17 protein-coding genes, 2 tRNA genes, 3 rRNA genes and 2 riboswitches (2 of these 24 running past the window's edge) are annotated in these 22,500 nt (G+C 40.4%); of the genes, 3 read left to right on the top strand and 19 right to left on the bottom strand.

Features of this window, described 5'->3' with window-relative positions; all coding sequences use genetic code 11:
- The 8 genes from ACLHDF_RS27095 to groES form a co-directional block, all read right to left on the bottom strand.
- Nucleotides 1–661, bottom strand: a 16S ribosomal RNA gene (locus ACLHDF_RS27095) (it extends 891 nt beyond the left edge of the window).
- A 371-nt stretch (nucleotides 662–1,032) separates the two neighbouring features.
- Nucleotides 1,033–2,358, bottom strand: a complete 1,326-nt coding sequence (locus ACLHDF_RS27090) for an NCS2 family permease (protein ID WP_413921594.1) — start codon at nucleotides 2,356–2,358, stop codon at nucleotides 1,033–1,035.
- 133 nt (nucleotides 2,359–2,491) lie between these two features.
- A riboswitch (purine riboswitch) is annotated at nucleotides 2,492–2,593 on the bottom strand.
- A gap of 97 nt (nucleotides 2,594–2,690) precedes the next feature.
- A complete protein-coding gene (gene guaA, locus ACLHDF_RS27085) occupies nucleotides 2,691–4,220 on the bottom strand; it encodes a glutamine-hydrolyzing GMP synthase (RefSeq protein ID WP_413921593.1) in 1,530 nt (509 codons plus the stop codon).
- A gap of 123 nt (nucleotides 4,221–4,343) precedes the next feature.
- Nucleotides 4,344–4,445: riboswitch (purine riboswitch) on the bottom strand.
- 39 nt (nucleotides 4,446–4,484) lie between these two features.
- Nucleotides 4,485–6,677, bottom strand: a complete 2,193-nt coding sequence (locus tag ACLHDF_RS27080; protein ID WP_413921592.1) for a transglutaminaseTgpA domain-containing protein — start codon at nucleotides 6,675–6,677, stop codon at nucleotides 4,485–4,487.
- Nucleotides 6,670–7,863, bottom strand: a complete 1,194-nt coding sequence (locus tag ACLHDF_RS27075; protein WP_413921591.1) for a DUF58 domain-containing protein — start codon at nucleotides 7,861–7,863, stop codon at nucleotides 6,670–6,672. Before ACLHDF_RS27075 ends, ACLHDF_RS27080 begins: the two co-directional genes overlap by 8 nt.
- Before the next feature lie 11 nt (nucleotides 7,864–7,874).
- Entirely contained in the window at nucleotides 7,875–8,825 is a 951-nt protein-coding gene (locus ACLHDF_RS27070; RefSeq protein WP_413921590.1) for an AAA family ATPase, read from the bottom strand.
- Between the two features lie 158 nt (nucleotides 8,826–8,983).
- A complete protein-coding gene (gene groL / locus ACLHDF_RS27065) occupies nucleotides 8,984–10,615 on the bottom strand; it encodes a chaperonin GroEL (RefSeq protein ID WP_251400587.1) in 1,632 nt (543 codons plus the stop codon).
- Nucleotides 10,616–10,682: 67 nt separating this feature from the next.
- On the bottom strand, nucleotides 10,683–10,967 hold the full coding sequence (gene groES, locus ACLHDF_RS27060; protein WP_098548816.1) for a co-chaperone GroES: 285 nt from the start codon (nucleotides 10,965–10,967) through the stop codon (nucleotides 10,683–10,685).
- A gap of 299 nt (nucleotides 10,968–11,266) precedes the next feature.
- On the opposite strand from groES, the gene ACLHDF_RS27055 reads away from it, so the two are divergent.
- Together ACLHDF_RS27055 and ACLHDF_RS27050 are read left to right on the top strand one after the other, a co-directional pair.
- Nucleotides 11,267–11,995 (top strand): lysostaphin resistance A-like protein, encoded by a 729-nt coding sequence (locus ACLHDF_RS27055; protein ID WP_413921589.1) that lies wholly within the window; start codon nucleotides 11,267–11,269, stop codon nucleotides 11,993–11,995.
- Nucleotides 11,992–12,219: a YdiK family protein gene (locus tag ACLHDF_RS27050; RefSeq protein WP_025753310.1), complete on the top strand. Its 228-nt coding sequence runs from the start codon at nucleotides 11,992–11,994 to the stop codon at nucleotides 12,217–12,219. The genes ACLHDF_RS27055 and ACLHDF_RS27050 overlap by 4 nt, the downstream gene beginning before the upstream one ends.
- A gap of 25 nt (nucleotides 12,220–12,244) precedes the next feature.
- Here ACLHDF_RS27050 and tatC read toward each other — a convergent pair whose 3' ends face one another.
- From tatC to ACLHDF_RS27035, 3 genes are read right to left on the bottom strand one after another with little or no spacing between them, the layout of a single operon-like run.
- Nucleotides 12,245–13,000: a twin-arginine translocase subunit TatC gene (gene tatC / locus ACLHDF_RS27045; RefSeq protein ID WP_251400583.1), complete on the bottom strand. Its 756-nt coding sequence runs from the start codon at nucleotides 12,998–13,000 to the stop codon at nucleotides 12,245–12,247.
- Nucleotides 13,001–13,015: 15 nt separating this feature from the next.
- Complete coding sequence (gene tatA, locus ACLHDF_RS27040; RefSeq protein WP_413921588.1) at nucleotides 13,016–13,201, bottom strand: twin-arginine translocase TatA/TatE family subunit; 186 nt, start codon at nucleotides 13,199–13,201, stop codon at nucleotides 13,016–13,018.
- A gap of 53 nt (nucleotides 13,202–13,254) precedes the next feature.
- Nucleotides 13,255–13,893, bottom strand: a complete 639-nt coding sequence (locus tag ACLHDF_RS27035) for a redox-sensing transcriptional repressor Rex (protein ID WP_413921587.1) — start codon at nucleotides 13,891–13,893, stop codon at nucleotides 13,255–13,257.
- A 458-nt stretch (nucleotides 13,894–14,351) separates the two neighbouring features.
- Between ACLHDF_RS27035 and ACLHDF_RS27030 the strand changes: the two genes are divergently transcribed.
- A complete protein-coding gene (locus ACLHDF_RS27030) occupies nucleotides 14,352–16,286 on the top strand; it encodes an ABC-F family ATP-binding cassette domain-containing protein (RefSeq protein ID WP_413921586.1) in 1,935 nt (644 codons plus the stop codon).
- 254 nt (nucleotides 16,287–16,540) lie between these two features.
- Here the strand turns inward: ACLHDF_RS27030 and tsaD are convergent, their stop codons facing one another.
- The 8 genes from tsaD to ACLHDF_RS26990 form a co-directional block, all read right to left on the bottom strand.
- Nucleotides 16,541–17,557, bottom strand: coding sequence for a tRNA (adenosine(37)-N6)-threonylcarbamoyltransferase complex transferase subunit TsaD (tsaD, locus tag ACLHDF_RS27025; protein WP_413921598.1), 1,017 nt, complete (start codon nucleotides 17,555–17,557; stop codon nucleotides 16,541–16,543).
- On the bottom strand, nucleotides 17,554–18,003 hold the full coding sequence (gene rimI, locus ACLHDF_RS27020) for a ribosomal protein S18-alanine N-acetyltransferase (RefSeq protein WP_153251753.1): 450 nt from the start codon (nucleotides 18,001–18,003) through the stop codon (nucleotides 17,554–17,556). The genes tsaD and rimI overlap by 4 nt, the downstream gene beginning before the upstream one ends.
- 13 nt (nucleotides 18,004–18,016) lie before the next feature.
- The gene (gene tsaB, locus ACLHDF_RS27015; RefSeq protein ID WP_413921585.1) at nucleotides 18,017–18,715 is read right to left on the bottom strand and encodes a tRNA (adenosine(37)-N6)-threonylcarbamoyltransferase complex dimerization subunit type 1 TsaB; all 699 of its coding nucleotides are present in this window, start codon (nucleotides 18,713–18,715) and stop codon (nucleotides 18,017–18,019) included.
- Entirely contained in the window at nucleotides 18,712–19,182 is a 471-nt protein-coding gene (gene tsaE, locus ACLHDF_RS27010; protein ID WP_014461963.1) for a tRNA (adenosine(37)-N6)-threonylcarbamoyltransferase complex ATPase subunit type 1 TsaE, read from the bottom strand. Before tsaE ends, tsaB begins: the two co-directional genes overlap by 4 nt.
- A 217-nt stretch (nucleotides 19,183–19,399) precedes the next feature.
- Nucleotides 19,400–19,475, bottom strand: a tRNA-Asp gene (locus tag ACLHDF_RS27005).
- A 4-nt stretch (nucleotides 19,476–19,479) separates the two neighbouring features.
- Nucleotides 19,480–19,556, bottom strand: a tRNA-Met gene (locus ACLHDF_RS27000).
- A gap of 25 nt (nucleotides 19,557–19,581) precedes the next feature.
- Nucleotides 19,582–19,697 (bottom strand): 5S ribosomal RNA (gene rrf, locus ACLHDF_RS26995).
- Between the two features lie 68 nt (nucleotides 19,698–19,765).
- Nucleotides 19,766–22,500, bottom strand: a 23S ribosomal RNA gene (locus tag ACLHDF_RS26990) (it continues 201 nt past the right edge of the window).

The raw sequence follows: 22,500 nt of genomic DNA, 5'->3' as shown, positions 1-22,500 counted from the left end.
AAGTTCCCCAGTTTCCAATGACCCTCCACGGTTGAGCCGTGGGCTTTCACATCAGACTTAAGAAACCGCCTGCGCGCGCTTTACGCCCAATAATTCCGGATAACGCTTGCCACCTACGTATTACCGCGGCTGCTGGCACGTAGTTAGCCGTGGCTTTCTGGTTAGGTACCGTCAAGGTACAAGCAGTTACTCTTGTACTTGTTCTTCCCTAACAACAGAGTTTTACGACCCGAAAGCCTTCATCACTCACGCGGCGTTGCTCCGTCAGACTTTCGTCCATTGCGGAAGATTCCCTACTGCTGCCTCCCGTAGGAGTCTGGGCCGTGTCTCAGTCCCAGTGTGGCCGATCACCCTCTCAGGTCGGCTATGCATCGTTGCCTTGGTGAGCCGTTACCTCACCAACTAGCTAATGCACCGCGGGCCCATCTGTAAGTGATAGCCGAAACCATCTTTCAATCATCTCCCATGAAGGAGAAGATCCTATCCGGTATTAGCTTCGGTTTCCCGAAGTTATCCCAGTCTTACAGGTAGGTTGCCCACGTGTTACTCACCCGTCCGCCGCTAACGTCATAGAAGCAAGCTTCTAATCAGTTCGCTCGACTTGCATGTATTAGGCACGCCGCCAGCGTTCATCCTGAGCCAGGATCAAACTCTCCGAAGAAATGTTTGACTTGCTCAATTTAAAAATAAAAATTAACGTTGACGTTTGTCGCTTTGTTCAGTTTTCAAAGTTCAATCGCTGCTCTCAAGCAACTTTATTAGTATAACATTCTATCAATTTAATGTCAACATCTTTTTTAGATATTTCTCTCAACTGCGCTGTTTATCAGCGACATTTAATAATTTATCATATATAATATATAGAGTCAATCATTTTTCTAAAAAACTTTATAAATAAAAAAATTAACGAAGTAAACCTTCATTCTAATGATTGATTAGTCTCTATTGTAATAGCAATCTAGCAGCTATACAGTTTTCTTATCTTACCATAAAAAAAAAGCCCAGTCATTAAACTGAGCTTTTTTATTTAAACTATTCTGCTAAGAACGCGAAATAAAGTATGAAGATGATACAAAGAGCATACATAATTGGATGAACTTCTTTTCCGCGCTTGCTACATAACATTGTAATAGGATAGAAGATAAAGCCAACCGCAATACCTGTTGCAATGCTGTATGTTAGTGGCATCATAATCACTGTAAAAAATGCCGGAACTGCTACTTCAAACTCTTTCCAATTAATTTCTCCTAAGTTTGACACCATCAGAGCTCCTACCGTAATTAAAGCTGGTGCAGTAACAGCTGGTGTTACGACCGCTAACAACGGAGAAAAGAACAGTGCAACTAAGAAAAACGCTGCCGTGACGATTGCAGTAAATCCTGAACGTCCACCCGCTGCTACTCCAGCCGTAGACTCTACATAAGCTGTTGTTGATGATGTACCAAGAACCGCACCAACTACAATCGCACTAGAATCTGCCAATAAAGCTCTTCCCGCTCGCGGAAGTTTATTATCTTTCATAAGCCCAGCTTGACTTGCTACAGCAACCATCGTACCTGCTGTATCAAAGAAGTCAACAAACAAGAAAGTTAAAATGACTACTAGCATCTTTACAGTAAAGATATCACCAATATTTTGAAAAGCTGCACCAAAAGTCGGGTCAAGGCTAGGAACTGATGAAACAACTGCTTTGGGTGTATCAATTAACCCAAAAGCCATACCCGCCACAGCCGTTGCAATCATACCGATAAATACAGCTGCATTTACTCGAAGCACCATTAATACAATAGTAATTACAATACCAAAAACCGCAAGTAACGTTGTTGGGTTTGTTAAATCACCCAGTCCAACAAATGTGGCATCATCTTTGACAATGATTCCTGCACCTTTCATACCAATAAAACTAATAAACAAACCAATACCTGCTCCAACAGCCATTTTTAATTCAATAGGAATCGAATTAATAATTTTTTCTCGCAGGCTTGTTAATGTTAAAAGAATAAAAATAACACCTGATATCATAACACCCGTTAAAGCCGTCTGCCATGGAATTCCCATTGTTAGAACAACTGTATAAGCAAAAAATGCGTTTAATCCCATACCTGGAGCTAATGAAATTGGATATCTACCAAGTACTCCCATAACAATTGATCCCAAGGCTGCCGCTAAAGCTGTAGCTGTAAATACAGCACCTTGGTCCATTCTCATGCTGTCAGGTAGATCCTTTACGTCACTTAGTGATAGAACAGATGGATTAACAAATAAAATGTAAGCCATAGATAGAAAAGTTGTAAGGCCAGCTATAAACTCTTTTCGATAGCTAGTACTCAACTCTTCAAAACGAAAATACTTCTTCACGTTTTTTCCTCCCTTTATCGAAGCCGCGTGCACTTAGGCAAGCCATAAAAAATGCCTCTACACTATGGCGCGTAAAGGCATAAAATCGACTAAAAGAGAAATGTATGAGCCAAAAAACAAAAGATTTTTACACATACATGTATTACTTTCTCGTAGTCAAGCCATTTACGGTAGCTCGGTAGAAACTTTTGGGCCTTATCCCCAAGATTATACGACATTAAAGCTATATCTCGCTGTTTTATGTTACTATCCTACCATTATTTTTTAAAAAAAGTCAACAAAAAACGAACATTCTTATAAAAGAATGTTCGTTTGTTCGGATTTCTTACATATTATTCCCATTCAATTGTTGCAGGCGGCTTACTTGTAATATCATACACTACGCGGTTAATATGCTTAACTTCGTTTACAATACGCGTTGAGATAACTTCAAGTACATCCCAAGGAATACGCGCCCAATCAGAAGTCATGCCATCAATCGATGTCACAGCACGAATACCGATTGTGTAATCATACGTACGAGCATCTCCCATTACACCTACACTGCGGATATCAGGAAGAACCGTAAAGTATTGCCAGATATCACGCTCTAAGTCTGCCTTTGCAATCTCTTCACGTAAAATAGCATCCGACTCACGTACAATTTCTAACTTCTCTTCCGTAACTGCACCAAGTACACGAATGCCTAGACCTGGTCCTGGGAAAGGCTGACGCCAAACGATGTTATCAGGAATACCTAATTCAGAACCCAATGCGCGTACTTCATCTTTAAATAGCGTGTTTAACGGTTCGATTAGTTTGAACTGCATATCTTCCGGTAATCCACCTACGTTATGGTGAGATTTGATTGTTTGAGCTGTAGCCGTCCCACTCTCGATAATATCTGTGTATAGCGTACCTTGAGCTAAGAAATCAAATCCTTTTAATTTAGCAGCTTCGTCATCGAATACATAAATAAATTCATTACCAATGATTTTGCGCTTTTGTTCAGGGTCTGATACGCCGCTTAATTTTTCTAAGAAGCGATCTTTTGCATCAATTTTAATTACGTTCATATTAAAGCCTTCGCTGAATGTTTCCATTACACTTTCCGCTTCACCTTTACGTAATAAACCGTGATCTACGAACATACATGTTAACTGATCACCAATTGCTTTATGAATTAATACAGCTACTACTGAAGAATCTACTCCACCGCTAAGTGCGCAAAGTACTTTTCTATCTCCAACTGTTTCACGGATTTTATCTATTTCAATTTCAATGAAGTTCTCGATTGACCAGTTTGCTTCCGCATGACATACTTCAAACACGAAGTTCTTTAAGATATGGTTACCGTGCACTGAATGACGAACTTCCGGATGGAACTGTACTCCGTACATATTCTTTTCTTTGTTACTCATTGCGGCAATCGGACAAGATGGGCTAGTTGCGTCCACTTCAAAACCAGCTGGTGTTTCTACAACTAAATCACCGTGACTCATCCAAACAACTTGTTCTTTTGGCAACTCATGGTACATTAATGAATCGTTTTGTACGTTAATCGCTGCTTTACCATATTCACGATGGCTAGCACCTTCTACCTTCCCGCCAAAATGATGAGTCATTAATTGCATTCCATAACAAATACCTAAAACAGGAATACCTAATTCAAAAATGTTTTCATCGCAGTGAAATGCGTTTTCACCGTACACACTGTTTGGGCCTCCAGAGAAAATAATTCCCTTTGGATTTAATGCTTTAATCTCTTCTGCTGTAATTGTGTGCGGATGCAATTCACTATATACTCCGAACTCGCGAATGCGACGCGTAATCAATTGGTTATATTGACTACCAAAATCTAATACAACAATCATGCCTTCCATCTTGTTCACCTCTCCGAATGTGTAAATAATCACTTGTTATTATGCCCTAAAATATAAAAAAAACTAGACTTCTCCCTCAAAAAACAAAGGCAGAAGTCTAGTTGAGCACGACGTTTATCGTCAAATAGACTGTTCTGCCTTCATAGTCAGATCGTTTAAGGTGACCCGGTAGAGACTCTCGAACCATATTATCGAGGATATATGAAGGTATACAAAACATTTATACTAAGTTCGAGAATATTCTATCAATCCGCGAAACAATGGTCAAGAACTCGTTTTTTTAATTAAATTTTCCCACAATTCAATCGACTCTTTCCATTCTCTTACAGAATCTGCATTTCGATATAAAACCCGCTCATATTTTTCCGTTAATTGGAGCATATTTACCGTATTTAATTTTTCATCTACTTCTCCTGCAAAGTCGCGCAGCGTTTGACTTTCTTGGCGATTTAGTCCAGTTGCAGCGAGCCTTTTCAGTAAAAAAGCATACGCTGATTCAAAGGTGTCCGGTCTCTCTTTCTTTTTATAAAAAGAGATATAAAGCGGTAAAAACCATTTAAATCGATTGAGATATATTACTATTAACATCACTACAGTCAGTCCGCAGAAAAGCACTTTCCACTTCGTAGACAACTTAGCATTTTGAAGAGAAGATGTTTTTTCTTTCTCTTTTTCTTCTTGTTGGGGAAGCTCTTTTTCCTTAGGCTGCTCCTTCACTTGCATTTCTTGTTTTTCTTCTTCCCTTTGACTATTTTCACTAGAGTTGTTAGGTTGACTATCTACAAAATCATACGGATTAGAAAAGCTTTTTGTTGGTTCAAAAGGTACCCAACCCGCTCCCGGAAAATATACTTCTACCCAAGAATGAGCATTGTTTTGTGTAACCTCATAGGTTGTCCACTTACTACTTCCTGAAATAACAGTGGCATCACCTTCTGTGTAGCCCTTTACCCACCTAGCAGGAATATTTAATGAACGAAGCAGCACGACCATAGAAGTAGAGAAGTTATCACAGTACCCTCTTTTTGTATCAAATAGAAATTGATCAACATAATCTTTATTCTTCGTAGGAATTGGAACATTTTCAGTATCATATACATATGGATTTGAACGAAAATATTCTTCAACGGCTTTCGCTTTTTCATAGCGATTATTTTTATTTTTTATTATCTCACGAGCTAAATCCTTTACTCGTTTGGGCAAATTAGTAGGAAGTTGGGTGTATCTCGCTACAAATTCGTTATTATTCTCTAGACTCTCCGGCTTTTTCTCCTCTGCTTGCTGAAGAAGCCCAATATCAAACACAGGATATTTATACGTCAGCTCATACGATTGAACAGTAACAAGTTTATCATTTTGATATGGATATAATTTTTCATTCGTCGGTGTAACATCGGTTTGAATGCCATTTTTCAAGGTTAGAGACAGCAGTTGAGGAACGTGCATAAGATGAACAGAAGGCTGCGAATAGGTAACTTCTGCTTTCCTTACTTGTCCTGCTACACCGGAGTCATATTGAGGGAGTAAGTTTTCATTTCCTTTGAAAGGCACTTTCTGTTCCTCTTTAGACAGCTCCCACCCCTTACCTGTATAAACATCCTTCGTTTCAATACGCCAATAGTGCTCATCCTCTACTTTGGCTGTAAATACAACCGTATCATCATTTACAAAAGATCCACCCAATTTAGAATCATCCATATCATAGCCAATTCGTTGACCGCTTGCAGATTCTCCCTGCCCTTGATTTGTTGTGTGCGCTGTAATAAAAGGTACAGGATCCGGCCACTGCGGCCCTGGTTTAGGAGCGAGATAAGCCAGCACAATGACGATAGCTAAAAAGCTGCCTAAAAAAAGAAACGATCGTTTTCTATTTTCTAAACGCTCAGTGCTTGCAGCTTTTATGCGTTCAGGATTTATGCGAAGCATTGCTACTAATAAAAATCCTATAATCGTTACTCGAATAATAGCAGCTCCAGCATTGTAGGTAGAGAATGTATCCAACACGGTAATGTACAAAATGGTTAAGAAGAAAAAGAAGAAAATTCTTTTTTGATAAAAGATCCAGTATCGAATTAAATAAGCCATAATCCACAGCAGCACAAAAAACAAGGTGCTCCTCATTTCAAATGATAAATTGGCTATATTCCACTCCATGATACTTTGGACATCTGACTGAAGAATTTCCAGCAGTCTCGGAAGCCATTCCGAAGAAAAGAAAGCCCCTTGGAAATAGAGGTTGTGAAGCGAAAACAAAATAAACAACATGTTTCCTAACGTCATCACAATAAACGGCAATCGAAACGTTAAGCCCAAAAAACAGTAAGCAACAAACAAAATAAAGTAATGAATTTGATTCGTATCAGTGACTTCATTTAAAGGGAGCAGCCATTCCACTAATAAAAAGAAAGCTCCCGCGTACAATAAGATGTTTTTTACATACCAAGCTGATTTATTCACTTATTTCCGCCCTCACTTCCTTAGATAATAGAGGGAGATGAATATTAACGACTTCAATCGTTAAAGCAGAAGACTGTATTCCATTTGCAATAATCGTCTCTTCATCACTAAGCCCTGCTCCTTCATCTTTAACGACAATTAGTGATGCCTTAGCATGAGGTCTCAGCTTAGATTGAATATGCCCAATAAGAGTCCCTGTAACTTGACTGACAATTACCATAGAAGATTGCTGCTTTTGAATGGCAATGTTCTTAAATTCTGCTTCGAATGTTCGATTGCTAATAGGTTTTGCACGTGCTAAGTGATGCAACAGGTTATCACACTCATTTTGTTCAAAGATTTTCTGCGAAAAAAGAGCATCTCCAGCTAAAAGAAAATCGACTTTTTTACGTTTGATTTCTTCATGAATGAGCATAGATGCCAGAAAGCTCATTCGCTCTTCAAAATATAGAGAGGTCATAACATCTGCAATGATAATCATACTTTGTTCATGATAGTGACCGAACTCTTTAGAAATTAACGTAGCTTTACGAGCCGTCGCCTTCCAATCGATAGATCCTAATCGGTCACCGGGCTGATACTCCCTAATACCTGTCACTAACGTGGTAGATTGATTTCCCGTCGAAACTTCATTTTTCCCTTCTTCTATTCCTGCCAAAAGAAACGGGATATCTATCTCATGAATCTGAGGATAAACGATAAACCGCTGCTTCAGTGGATAATACGCCTTCTTTCTTACAATTCCTAATAAATCACTAATTTCAATCGAAACGGTAAAAAATTCATATTCTCCTCTTTCTACAAAAGATTTTTCGTACGGAATAACAACGTTTCGTTCAAAAAGCGGATAAATCGTTCTTTCCTCTTGATCTAAAAGGTTGCTCCCTTCTTTCACTGCTGCCATATAAACAGGAAAAGCCGAAGGGCGTGTAATGTGAATGTCATACGAAAGATAATCTCCAGCGAATCGAGGCTTTAGCTTCATCTCACGAGTAACATTCCACTTCTCCAACGGATAAAGCAAAACAGCTACCGCATATAACCCAAAAGGTAAGAAGCTATAAAATAAAAACCAGCTGACAAAGCCTCCTTGAAACATGGCGTAAGAAAACGTAGCAGCAAAGATGCAAAATAAAACAAACCACTCTCTACCTTTATTCCATATTACTTTTATATACTGTTTCATAAAGTATCCTCTTACCTTTTAACAGGTACTTTCGTATCAGCCATAATTTGCTTCATCACATCACTCGGTGTTAAGCCGCTGTACTGAGTATCAGGTCTTAGAGTTAATCGATGTACACACACATACGAAGCAAGCTCTTGAACATCATCGGGAATACAGTAATCTCTTCCCTTTACTAACGCATATGCTTGAACGGCCTTCATAAAGGAAACCGTTCCACGAGGACTGATACCTAACGAAACATGTGGATGAGAGCGTGTTTTACGAATGATTTCAATGATATAGTATTTGATTGTATCATCTACATAAATACTGCTTACAGCTTTTTGAGCCTGTACTAATTCTGGAATGCTCATGACGGGTTTGACATCTTCAAGATTGATTTGGGTGGATACGCCATTTAAAATTTGAAGCTCCTCTTCTTGCGTAGGATACCCCATGCTTAATTTAAATAAAAAACGATCCAGCTGCGCTTCCGGCAAATGATAGGTTCCATCAAAATCAACAGGATTTTGAGTAGCCATCACAAAAAAAGGCGCTGGAATTTCCCGGGTGATACCATCGGTTGTTACATGATGCTCAGCCATTGCTTCTAAAAGCGCCGACTGTGTTTTAGGAGAAGTCCTGTTAATCTCATCAGCGAGTACAATATGGCTCATGATAGGGCCTGGACGAAAATGAAATTCCATGTCTTTTGGACTGTAAATAGAAACACCTGTTACATCGGATGGCAGTAAATCAGGTGTGAATTGAATTCGTTTAAATTCGGCATCAATCGATTTGGCCAGTGCTTTCACTAGCATCGTTTTTCCCACACCCGGCACATCTTCAAGCAAAATATGCCCCTCCGCAAGCAAAGCAACTAAACTCAACGTAGATACCTGACGTTTTCCAATCACAATTTGATCGATGTTTTCTAATACTTGGTTTAATTTACTATTAATATGATCCAGCTGAATCAACGAAGCTCCCCCTTAAAACTCAGTTAAACCTTGAGTTTAGTAAGTTTTCCAATAAACATAGTACTATCTTAACAAATTTTAAAAAAATCTGAAAATATTAACGCACACAAAAAAGCGACCAAGTGAGTACTTGGTCGCTTTTTTAGGTAGGGCAGTGATTACATCATGCCGCCCATTCCACCCATGCCGCCCATGTCAGGCATTGCAGGTGCTGAATTTTCTTCTGGCTTGTCAGCAACAACTGCTTCAGTTGTTAAGAACATAGCCGCTACAGAAGAAGCATTTTGAAGAGCTGAACGCGTTACTTTTGTTGGGTCAACGATACCAGTGTCTAGCATATTTACCCACTCGCCAGTTGCAGCGTTGAATCCAGTTCCAACTGCTTCGCCTTTTAGACGCTCAACGATTACTGATCCTTCTAAACCAGCATTGTGAGCGATTTGACGTACAGGCTCTTCAATCGCACGTAATACGATGTTGATACCTGTAGCAGTGTCACCGTCAGCCTCGATGCTTGCTACTTTATTATAAATATTTACCAATGCAGTACCACCACCAGCTACGATACCTTCTTCAACCGCAGCACGCGTAGAGTTTAATGCATCTTCAATGCGTAATTTACGTTCTTTTAACTCAGTTTCAGTTGCCGCACCAACTTTAATTACAGCTACGCCACCAGCAAGTTTTGCTAAGCGCTCTTGTAATTTTTCACGGTCAAACTCTGAAGTTGTTTCTTCAAGCTGAGCTTTGATTTGATTTACGCGTGCTAGGATATCTTCTGCGTTTCCTGCACCGTTTACAACTGTTGTATTTTCTTTTGTTACAACAATTTTAGAAGCGCGACCTAGTTGATCGATGCTTGCAGTTTTCAAGTCAAGACCAAGCTCTTCAGTGATTACTTCTCCGCCTGTTAGGATAGCAACGTCTTGTAGCATTGCTTTACGACGATCACCAAAACCAGGAGCTTTAACTGCTACAGCTGTGAATGTACCGCGAAGTTTGTTCACAACTAATGTTGCTAGAGCTTCACCTTCTACGTCTTCAGCAATGATTAATAGAGGCTTGCCTTGTTGAACAACTTGCTCTAATACCGGTAAGATTTCTTGAATGTTACCGATTTTTTTGTCTGTGATTAAGATGTATGGATCATCTAATACAGCTTCCATTTTATCTGAATCAGTTACCATGTAAGGAGACGCATATCCACGGTCAAACTGCATACCTTCTACAACTTCTAATTCAGTTGTGAAACCTTTTGATTCCTCAAGTGTGATAACGCCGTCGTTACCAACGCGCTCCATTGCTTCAGCGATTAGTTGACCTACTTCTTCGTCAGCTGCTGAGATAGCCGCTACTTGAGCAATTGAATCTTTACCTTGAATTGGCTTAGAAATTGCTTTTAGTTCTTCAACCGCTACAGCTACTGCCTTTTCCATACCTTTACGGATACCCATTGGGTTAGCGCCAGCCGTTACGTTTTTAAGACCTTCTCTGATCATTGCTTGTGCTAAAACTGTCGCAGTAGTTGTACCGTCACCAGCAACGTCGTTTGTTTTGCTAGCAACTTCAGCTACTAATTTAGCACCCATATTTTCAAATGCGTCTTCTAATTCAATTTCTTTTGCAATTGTTACACCATCATTTGTAATAAGCGGTGAACCGAATTTCTTTTCTAATACAACGTTACGACCTTTTGGTCCAAGCGTTACTTTTACCGCATTTGCTAATGTATCTACACCACGTAGCATTGCGCGACGTGCTTCTTCGCTAAATTTAATGTCTTTTGCCATGTTCTTTGACCTCCTCAAGATATTCTTAATAATCTATTTTTTACGTATGATAAGTTTGTGGTTAAAATTAGCTGATTACAGCTAAAATGTCGCTTTCGCGTAAAATTAAGTATTCAGTACCTTCATATTTCACTTCAGTACCCGCATATTTTGAGAAGATGATACGATCGCCTGCAGCTACTTCTAAAGCTACACGCTCACCGCTTTCTAATACTCGGCCTGTACCAACAGCAACAATTTTACCCTCTTGCGGTTTTTCTTTTGCACTGTCCGGTAATACGATACCGCTTGCTGTTTTTTCCTCAGATTTTACAAGTTCAATCACTACGCGATCACCTAATGGCTTTAACAAGTGAAACAACCTCCTCAAATAATATGTTTGCATTTTTATTAGCACTCAACCTCAACGAGTGCTAACACAATTATTATATTAAAACAAAGTGGGTTTTTTTTGCAAGTATTAAACAAAAAAAATTTAAAATTTACGAAAACTACATATAATAGCCTTAGATTTCGACGATTTTGAGAAATAAAGCATTCTTTTCTCTGTTCAATAATATGTATGTTACAATACGAGCAAGAAGAAATTACTCACTTTACAGTACTTCTTCGACATATATACATAAAAACCTTTTAAAGGAGTATAGAAGATTGGAAAAACGTTATTGGTATGTTATCCTCACCTACATCCTTATGCAGTTTTCAGGAGTTGTTGGTATACCGCTGTTAAAGTTAACAGGAATGTTTGATCAATATCCAGTTCGGACAGCGAATGTCATGCTTTTGACTTATTGGACCATTATTAGCTTTATCCTGGGTTTACTTATTGTCTTACTGCTGCTGCGCCGTGATATGTCCATGCGTATTGAACATGCTGGGAAAACGATTGCTGTTGTCTGGTCAGTCCTTGGTGTGTTTCTGGCTATGGCTGGTCAAGCTGTAGCAGGTATGATTGAGCACGCTCTTGGCATTACTCAAGTATCTGAAAACACACAAAATATTGTTAATCTTGTTAAAGCAACGCCTTTCCTGATTGTGGTTACCTCTGTTATTGGACCAATTCTAGAAGAGATTATTTTCCGAAAAATCATTTTCGGCTCTCTTCACAAACGATACAATTTCTTTATCTCTGCATTTATTAGTTCCCTTATTTTCGCTGCGGTACACTGGGATTTTAAACACTTACTCGTGTATACAGCCATGGGATTTGTATTTGCATTCCTTTATGCAAGAACGAAACTAATTGTTGTATCTATTATTGCTCATGTGTTGATGAACACAATCGTAATTTTATCTCAAACTGTCTTTTTAGATAAAATTACAGAAATGCAAAAACAAGCAGAACAAATGCAGTTTATTTTTGGAGGCATGTTTTTATGAAGAATATCCCTTTAACACGAGGGTTTATTTATATTATTATGGGGGGATTATTTACCTACCTGGCTATTCAAAATGCTCAGGAAACCGTTTGGAATTTCCCCACAATCTTATTTGCACTCGTAGCCGCATTCGATTTTAGATTTGCCGTTCGCATCTTTATCTTGCACTATAAAATTAAAAAGTTGCAGCAGCAATATAAAAACCAAGATGATTCATCTAAATAAAAAAACCACTGTTTCAGTGGTTTTTTTACATACTTACATCTTCTCGTTCTTGCTCTGCCCTTGCCTTTAGCACTTTGCGATACGAAATGCGGGAAATAATGATGCTAATTTCATACAAAATTAAGAGCGGCACTGTCACCATCATATGCGAAAGCAATTCCGGTGGTGTAATGAGCGCAGCAATAACTAGCAGTACAAAATAGGCATACTTTCGAATTTGAGATAAAAACATAGGTGTTATAATTCCTAATCGCGTCAAAAACATAACGACGACAGGAAGCTGAAACAACAAGCCAAATGGCAGTGTAAGCTGCATTAGAAAAGAAAAGTATTCATTAATGCCAATCACTTGGTTTACATTCAGCTCATCAGAAACGCGCGTCATAAAATCGACGACAAATGGAAACAACACAAAATAAGAAAAAGAGACGCCGCCAATAAAGAGAAAAATGGAAACAGGAATATATCCAAGCGTTACCTTACGTTCTTTTTCATATAAACCAGGACTAATAAATGCCCAAAGTTGATACAGTGCAACAGGAGCTGCGAGTACACAGCCGATAATAACAGCAAATTGCATATAAATCTTGACTGGATCTGTTAACCTAAATGCATTCATCGTTAAATTTTTTGCCTCATCAGCATGCTGTAAATAGACAATTACCTTATCCGCTATGAAAAAGCCGACGACTGTGGCAATAACAAAGAAAAATAAAACAATTAAAATGCGTTTTCGCAGCTCTCCTATATGATCATATATTGACATTTCTTGTTCGGTCATAATATGATCACCCTTTTACTCTTTTTCATCTACTTGACGTTGTTTATCTTTTTCACGATCCTCAGACACACCGCTAGCGGCATGCTTAAACTCTCTAAGCGTTTGGCCCACTGATCTTCCTAGCTCCGGTAACCGTTTCGGTCCAAAAATCAGCAGTGCTACAATAGCAATAATAATCCAACTGCCTACTCCAATCCCCATATTCCCACTCTCCTTATTAATTTAGACTTAAGGAAATCGTAACACAGTCCATCTTATTCAACAGGATAATTTTTCAAAAAATAGACAAGCGACTGTAATTCTACAGCAAGATCAATATGATGCAGTCGAATCTCATCGGGTACGTTTAAGCGTGCAGGAGTGAAGTTTAAAATTCCTTTAATTCCACAGTTCACTAAACGATCGGTAATTTGCTGAGCAACAGTCGCAGGCACGGTTAAAATCGCTACTGAGATATCATCACTCATATAATCTTCTAATTGGTCAAGATGATAGACCGGCACATCGCCTACTTTCGTGCCGACTTTATCTTCTATCACATCAAAAGCGCACTCAATTTTTGTGTTATTATTTTTAATAAAATTATAATTTAAAAAGGCTGTTCCTAGATTCCCTACGCCAATCAATGCTACTTTTGTTACTTCGTCTTGGTCTAACGTTTTACGAAAAAATGTAAGTAAATAATTCACATTATAGCCGTATCCTTTTTTTCCCAATGCACCAAAGTAAGAAAAGTCCCGACGAATAGTAGCAGAATCAACTTTCACTGCTTCACTTAATTCCGCTGACGACACACGTTGTTTACCAGAAGAATGCAAATTTTTTATAAAACGATAATAAAGCGGCAATCGTTTAGCCGTTGCTTGTGGTATTTTTAATTGTTCAGTGTTCACGTTGTACCCCCTCAGTTCATGTATGTCATTACTAACATTTTCAAGTTATATTGCATTACCATTCACAAAGCATCGAACGCTTTGAGGTAGCGCTTCCAATTCTCTCTCTTTTCTCTTGTTATATATATACTCCGTTTCACACCTTGATGGCTTCCGTTTATCCAGTACTACCTAAAGTCGGTGGCTAGAACTAAGAAATTAGCTCTTCAAAGAATCCTATTCTTAGCTATGACGGATTTTTTACATCAATCATATATAAGTTCAGAGATGCACTTATCTCTTATTTTAACATAGTATCCTGTATAAAATGTGCAGGTAAAATCATTTTATTTCATGAATCAAAACATTCTCTTCATCATTTGTCTTTGTCTCTCTACAAATTACAAACGCTTGGAGTAAGAACTTGTATTTGAAAATATGTTAAAATACACTATGGATATACTACTAGAGGTGAAAAGATGATTATTCTACAATTGAACGGTATTACAAAATACTATGGGGCAGAACCCATTTTATCGAATATAAAGTTAGAAGTACAATCAAAAGACCGCATTGCCCTAGTGGGACGAAACGGTGCTGGTAAATCAACTTTATTAAAAATTATCGCTGAGCAACTTTCCTATGACAGCGGAGAAATTATTAAACCTAAAGGTGTTTCCATTGATTATATGGGACAAGATACAGTTCTTGAGTCCACTCTCTCTATATGGGAGGAAATGATGACTGTCTTTGCTCCGTTAAAGAAAATGGAACAAGAATTACGTACGCTTGAAACGAAGATGGGTGATCCAGACATTTTTAATGATTCAGTTCAATACGAAAAACTAACGAAAGAATACGATCAGCTTCAAGTAACCTTTAAAGATTTAGGCGGTTACCAGTATGAAGCGGATACACGATCTATTCTTCACGGTTTCCGTTTTTCAAACTTTGACTATAGCACGCCTATTTCTTCCTTGAGCGGTGGACAAAAAACGCGCTTGGCTCTTGCAAAACTGCTTTTAACAAAGCCTGACTTGCTTATTCTCGATGAACCTACCAACCACTTAGATATTGAAACTTTAGCATGGCTGGAGCAATTTCTGCAAGGGTATGAAGGAGCTATTTTAATCGTTTCACACGATCGTTACTTCCTTGATAAAGTCGTAAATCAAGTGTATGAAGTCACACAAAAAACAACGGTGAAGTACACGGGTAACTACTCTAAATACCTTGTACAAAAAGCAGAGCGATATGAAAAAGAATTACGTCAGTACGAAAAGCAGCAGGATGAGGTCTCAAAACTGAATGATTTTATTCAGCGAAACATCGCCCGCGCATCGACTACAAAACGTGCCCAAAGTAGACGCAAACAGCTCGATCGAATGGAGTTAATAAATCGACCTAATGAAGGAGAAAAATCAGCTAGTTTTTCGTTTGAAATTGAGCGTCAAAGCGGAAATGAAGTATTAAATCTCGAAAACGTGTCCATCGGATATGATGAAAACAACTATGTCGTCCAGCAGGCAAACCTTCGCATTAAAAAAGGAGAAAGCCTTGCATTGGTTGGTCCTAACGGGATTGGAAAATCTACTTTGTTAAAAGGTATTGTAGATAAACTCAGCTTCAAAACTGGGACCATTTCCTTTGGCTCAAATGTAATGGTTGGTTATTACGACCAGGAACAAGCCAATTTAACGTCTAATAAAACTGTTTTAAATGAGCTTTGGGATGACTACCCAACGAAACCCGAAAAAGAAATTCGTACAGCGCTTGGGAATTTCCTATTTTCAGGTGATGATGTACTGAAAATCGTTTCTACGCTTAGCGGCGGTGAAAAAGCACGTTTAGCTCTTGCGAAGCTTATGCTTCAAAAAGCTAATTTCTTAATTTTAGATGAGCCTACTAACCATCTTGATTTAGACAGCAAACAAGTACTGGAAAATGCGTTAATTGATTACCCTGGGACCCTATTATTTGTTTCACATGACCGTTACTTTATTAATCGTATTGCAAACAAAATAGCAGAGCTATCTCGTGCAGGAGTAGAAGAGTTTCTTGGGGATTATGACTATTATGTAGAAAAGAAAGCGGAACTAGAGGAAATCAAAGAATTAGAAAACGGAAAAGTAAATGAAGAACGTACGGTAAAAGTAGATAAACAGTCCTACAAACAAGATAAAGAACAAAAAAAATTGATGAGGCAACGAACGCGCCGCATCGAAGAAATTGAAACTGAAATAAACAAGTTAGAAGCCGTACAAGCGGAGAATGAAGAGCTTCTTTGTGACCCTGAAATTTATCAAAACCACGAAGAAGTATCAAGATTAAACGGTGAAAATGAAAAAATCACTTCACAGTTATCCACATTAATGGAGGAGTGGGAGGAATTACAGCTGCTTCTAGAAGAATAGCCTATATTTTTTCATATCTATTCATGCTTTTCACTTGTTCATACGCTTTAGGACAAGCTTTATCCACCTGTGAATAAACGGTGTATATCTGTCTGATTTTCATAATTAAAACTTGTTGATAACTGGTCCGTGTACTGAGTACACGGACTTTTCCACATAATTATCCACAGTCAATTCTAAATTTATTGAATATTGTTGATAAATCATTTTTTATCCACAAAAAAGACGAATGAGAAATAAATCTCATTCGCTCCTTACTCTTCCAAATCTAAGCCAGGATTCGCATTTAATGACATATCCGAACGTTTTCCTTGAGCAAATTGTACACTTGCTGCAGCTCCAATCATCGCGGCATTATCCGTGCATAGAGATAGGGGCGGGATAATAAGCTCAATATTTGATAACGGTTCAAATGCCTCTTCTAGCGCTGCTCTAAGTCCTTTGTTAGCAGCAACTCCTCCTGCTAATAAAACTTGCTTAACGTTATATTCCTTTGCAGCTTTAACTGTTTTAGTTACTAACACATCAATGACACTTGCTTGAAAGCTAGCAGCAAGCGTTTGTGGAAGAATCTCTTCCCCTTTTTGCTTTGCGTTGTGGACAGTGTTAATAACTGCTGATTTTAACCCACTGAAACTAAAATCATAGGATCCTTCTTCTAGCCAAGCACGCGGCAAATCAATTAACGGCTCTCCTTCATTTGCAAGGCGGTCAATATGAGGCCCGCCTGGGTATGGAAGATTTAACGTGCGGGCCACTTTATCATAGGCTTCTCCTGCCGCATCGTCTCTCGTTTCACCAATAACCTTAAACTGACCGTGGTTTTCCATATATACAAGCTCCGTATGCCCTCCAGATACAACTAACGATAAAAGCGGAAACTTTAATTTTTTGATTAGCTGATTGGCATAAATATGTCCTGCAATATGATGAACGCCAATTAATGGCTTTTGATGTGCAAATGCTAGGGCTTTGGCTGCGTTGACGCCGATAAGAAGTGCTCCCACAAGCCCGGGTCCTTCCGTTACAGCTATTGCATCAATATCTGCAAACGTCAAATTCGCTTGATTCAAGGTCTCTTCAACTACCACTGTAATTTGTTCCACATGATGACGAGATGCAATCTCCGGTACCACACCGCCAAATCGTTTATGGCTTTCTATTTGAGATGCCACCACATTTGCTACAATTTCATGACCGTTTCGAATAACGGCTGCGGCTGTCTCATCACAGCTTGTTTCTAATGCTAAAATTAATTGATTTTCATTCATAAATTCACCCACATAACTAATGCATCCTCATTGTTATCGGAATAATAATTCTTACGAATACCTCCAGGTTTAAAACCTAGCTTTTGATACAATGATTGTGCAATATGATTAGATACCCTAACTTCTAATGTCATTGACGTAGCACCTAGTTTTCGAAGGACGTCCATCACATTTCGCAACAGCAATTCACCGAGTCCCTTACCTCGGTAGTCTGGCAATAACGCAATGTTGGTTACATGTGCTTCGTCAATAACAATCCACGTTCCGCAATAACCAATAATACTTTCTCCTTCTTCCATCACAATGTAAGTTGAAAATTGATTATTGGTTAATTCATTTTGAAACGCTTCTGAACTCCAAGGTGTTGTAAAAGACTTCTCTTCGATTTTCACTACTTGATCAATATCTTTAACTTCCATTAAACGAAACTTAATTGTTAGTTTCATGTTATACCTTCTTTTATCCTTTTTGCTGTGAAGCAAGCCAATTGGCTTCGGCTTCAGCTAAACGAATGTAGTTCGGAACAAAAGTATGCACAGGCTCCGGCTCTTTTTTCATTCCTAGAAAAGCTAATTCACTTGGTCTTGGGTTAAACTGCTGAACTTGGGCAAATACAGCTTGTTCACCCAACACTTCTTTTACCGCCTCTTCGTGCATAGAAAGATCATTCCCTATAAATAAAATAGGTTTGTTGTATGATTTTAAATGCTCTGCCCAGTCCTTATTAATAACAAGCCGATCACTTTCAACTTCTAGAAGACCTTGTTCATTATTCCATTTATATAATCCTGTATAAAGCTGCTGACGGCGCGCATCAAATAACGGAGCAATATATCCATCAAAATAGCGGCCGTTTGCTGCTAGTGCCTCAAGGCTAGATACGCCTATTAAAGGAATATTTAAAGTCCAAGCAAGTGTTTTGGCAATGGTAACGCCAATTCGTACACCTGTATAAGACCCCGGACCGTGTGCCACTACAATACGGTCTAGCTCGCTTGGCGCAATATCACAATCTTTTAGTAAAGATTCCACTGCGTTCATAACACGAACTGAGTGATTCTTTTTTAGATTCGTAATAATTTCTCCAACTACTTTATTTTCTTCAACAACGGCAACACCCATGACAAAGTTGGATGTATCAATGGCTAACATTTTCATCTTTTAAAAAGCTCCTTACATATTTCAACGTATCGACTACCTATTGCTTTTACAAGGATTTTACGAGTCGTTTCGTTTTCATGATAAATATTGATTTGAATATATTCATTAGGAAGCTGCTCTTCAATAAGATGAGCCCACTCCACGACCGTCACGCCATCTCCTTCAAAATACTCATCAAACCCTAGGTCTTCAAATTCATCACCTAGACGGTACACGTCCATATGATAAAGAGGAAGGCGACCGCTTTTATACTCTTTAATAATAGTGAAGGTCGGACTATTCACATTGCGCTCAATTCCTAATCCTTTAGCTAAACTTTTCGTGAAAGTTGTCTTTCCAGCTCCTAAATCGCCTTCAAGCAGCAGTAGATCACCAGCTTCCAATAAAGTTGCTAGACGAGCAGCCAGCTGATTTGTCTCGTCAGGAGACGTAGACATGAACGTGAATTCGTTAATCTCTGTCATTCATTCAGAACCTCATTTCAATCTGTATATATATATTGTAAACGTTGTGGACTATACATATCCAGTAAGAAATCCAACAATCTTTAACTTAGCAACGCTAAAAAATTTCTTTGTATATAAAAAATTCCTTAGGATTGCTCCTAAGGACGGTAAAGTTTTATATAAAAATGGTTCAAACAATAAAAAAGACGAAACACATTGTTTCGTTTCTAAAACATGGCGGTCCCGACGGGAATCGAACCCGCGATCTCCTGCGTGACAGGCAGGCATGTTAACCGCTACACCACGGGACCATGTTGGTTGCGGGGACAGGATTTGAACCTGCGACCTTCGGGTTATGAGCCCGACGAGCTACCGAACTGCTCCACCCCGCGATAATAAAAAAGCAAAATAAAAAATGCCTAGCGATGTCCTACTCTCACAGGGACAAAGTCCCAACTACCATCGGCGCTAAAGAGCTTAACTTCCGTGTTCGGTATGGAAACGGGTGTGACCTCTTTGCCATTATCACTAGACATTTATATGAGATTGTTCTCTCAAAACTAGGTAACAGTTTGCTGAGTAAAGCTTACGCTTTTAAAATTTGGTTAAGTCCTCGATCGATTAGTATCAGTCAGCTACACGTGTCGCCACGCTTCCACCTCTGACCTATCAACCTGATCATCTTTCAGGGATCTTACTAGCTTGCGCTATGGGAAATCTCATCTTGAGGGGGGCTTCATGCTTAGATGCTTTCAGCACTTATCCCGTCCACACATAGCTACCCAGCGATGCCTTTGGCAAGACAACTGGTACACCAGCGGTGTGTCCATCCCGGTCCTCTCGTACTAAGGACAGCTCCTCTCAAATTTCCTACGCCCACGACGGATAGGGACCGAACTGTCTCACGACGTTCTGAACCCAGCTCGCGTACCGCTTTAATGGGCGAACAGCCCAACCCTTGGGACCGACTACAGCCCCAGGATGCGATGAGCCGACATCGAGGTGCCAAACCTCCCCGTCGATGTGGACTCTTGGGGGAGATAAGCCTGTTATCCCCGGGGTAGCTTTTATCCGTTGAGCGATGGCCCTTCCATGCGGAACCACCGGATCACTAAGCCCGACTTTCGTCCCTGCTCGACTTGTAGGTCTCGCAGTCAAGCTCCCTTGTGCCTTTACACTCTACGAATGATTTCCAACCATTCTGAGGGAACCTTTGGGCGCCTCCGTTACATTTTAGGAGGCGACCGCCCCAGTCAAACTGCCCACCTGACACTGTCTCCCGGCCCGATCAGGGCCGCGGGTTAGAATTTCAATACAGCCAGGGTAGTATCCCACCGACGCCTCCACCGAAGCTAGCGCTCCGGCTTCTCAGGCTCCTACCTATCCTGTACAAGCTGTACCAAAATTCAATATCAGGCTACAGTAAAGCTCCACGGGGTCTTTCCGTCCTGTCGCGGGTAACCTGCATCTTCACAGGTACTATAATTTCACCGAGTCTCTCGTTGAGACAGTGCCCAGATCGTTACGCCTTTCGTGCGGGTCGGAACTTACCCGACAAGGAATTTCGCTACCTTAGGACCGTTATAGTTACGGCCGCCGTTTACTGGGGCTTCGATTCAGAGCTTCTCCCAAAGGATAACCCCTCCTCTTAACCTTCCAGCACCGGGCAGGCGTCAGCCCCTATACTTCGCCTTGCGGCTTCGCAGAGACCTGTGTTTTTGCTAAACAGTCGCCTGGGCCTATTCACTGCGGCTCTCTCGGGCTATACACCCTACCAGAGCACCCCTTCTCCCGAAGTTACGGGGTCATTTTGCCGAGTTCCTTAACGAGAGTTCTCTCGATCACCTTAGGATTCTCTCCTCGCCTACCTGTGTCGGTTTGCGGTACGGGCACCTCCCGCCTCGCTAGAGGCTTTTCTTGGCAGTGTGGAATCAGGAACTTCGGTACTATAGTTCCCTCGTCATCACAGCTCAGCCTTAATGATGAGCGGATTTGCCTACTCATCAGCCTAACTGCTTGAACGCGCATATCCAGCAGCGCGCTTACCCTATCCTACTGCGTCCCCCCATTACTCAAACGGCGGGGAGGTGGTACAGGAATATCAACCTGTTGTCCATCGCCTACGCTTTTCAGCCTCGGCTTAGGTCCCGACTAACCCTGAGCGGACGAGCCTTCCTCAGGAAACCTTAGGCATTCGGTGGACAAGATTCTCACTTGTCTTTCGCTACTCATACCGGCATTCTCACTTCTAAGCGCTCCACCAGTCCTTACGGTCTGACTTCGCTGCACTTAGAACGCTCTCCTACCACTGACATCTAAGATGTCAATCCACAGCTTCGGTGATACGTTTAGCCCCGGTACATTTTCGGCGCAGAGTCACTCGACCAGTGAGCTATTACGCACTCTTTAAATGGTGGCTGCTTCTAAGCCAACATCCTGGTTGTCTAAGCAACTCCACATCCTTTTCCACTTAACGTATACTTGGGGACCTTAGCTGGTGGTCTGGGCTGTTTCCCTTTTGACTACGGATCTTATCACTCGCAGTCTGACTCCCATGGATAAGTCTTTGGCATTCGGAGTTTGACTGAATTCGGTAACCCGTTGGGGGCCCCTAGTCCAATCAGTGCTCTACCTCCAAGACTCTTACAACATGAGGCTAGCCCTAAAGCTATTTCGGAGAGAACCAGCTATCTCCAGGTTCGATTGGAATTTCTCCGCTACCCACACCTCATCCCCGCACTTTTCAACGTGCGTGGGTTCGGGCCTCCATTCAGTGTTACCTGAACTTCACCCTGGACATGGGTAGATCACCTGGTTTCGGGTCTACAACCACATACTAAACGCCCTATTCAGACTCGCTTTCGCTACGGCTCCGCCTTATCGGCTTAACCTTGCATGGGATCGTAACTCGCCGGTTCATTCTACAAAAGGCACGCCATCACCCATTAACGGGCTCTGACTACTTGTAGGCACACGGTTTCAGGATCTCTTTCACTCCCCTTCCGGGGTGCTTTTCACCTTTCCCTCACGGTACTGGTTCACTATCGGTCACTAGGGAGTATTTAGCCTTGGGAGATGGTCCTCCCAGATTCCGACGGAATTTCACGTGTTCCGCCGTACTCAGGATCCACTCAAGAGGGAACGAAGTTTCAACTACAGGGTTGTTACCTTCTTCGACGGACCTTTCCAGGTCGCTTCATTTACTTCGTTCCTTTGTAACTCCATATAGAGTGTCCTACAACCCCAAGAGGCAAGCCTCTTGGTTTGGGCTAATTCCGTTTCGCTCGCCGCTACTCAGGAAATCGCATTTGCTTTCTCTTCCTCCGGGTACTTAGA

Source organism: Priestia megaterium (genome assembly GCF_046599315.1).
GTDB lineage: Bacteria > Bacillota > Bacilli > Bacillales > Bacillaceae_H > Priestia > Priestia megaterium_F.
The sequence above is the reverse complement of the archived record's forward strand: the minus strand, read 5'-3'. Positions and strand labels throughout refer to the sequence as shown.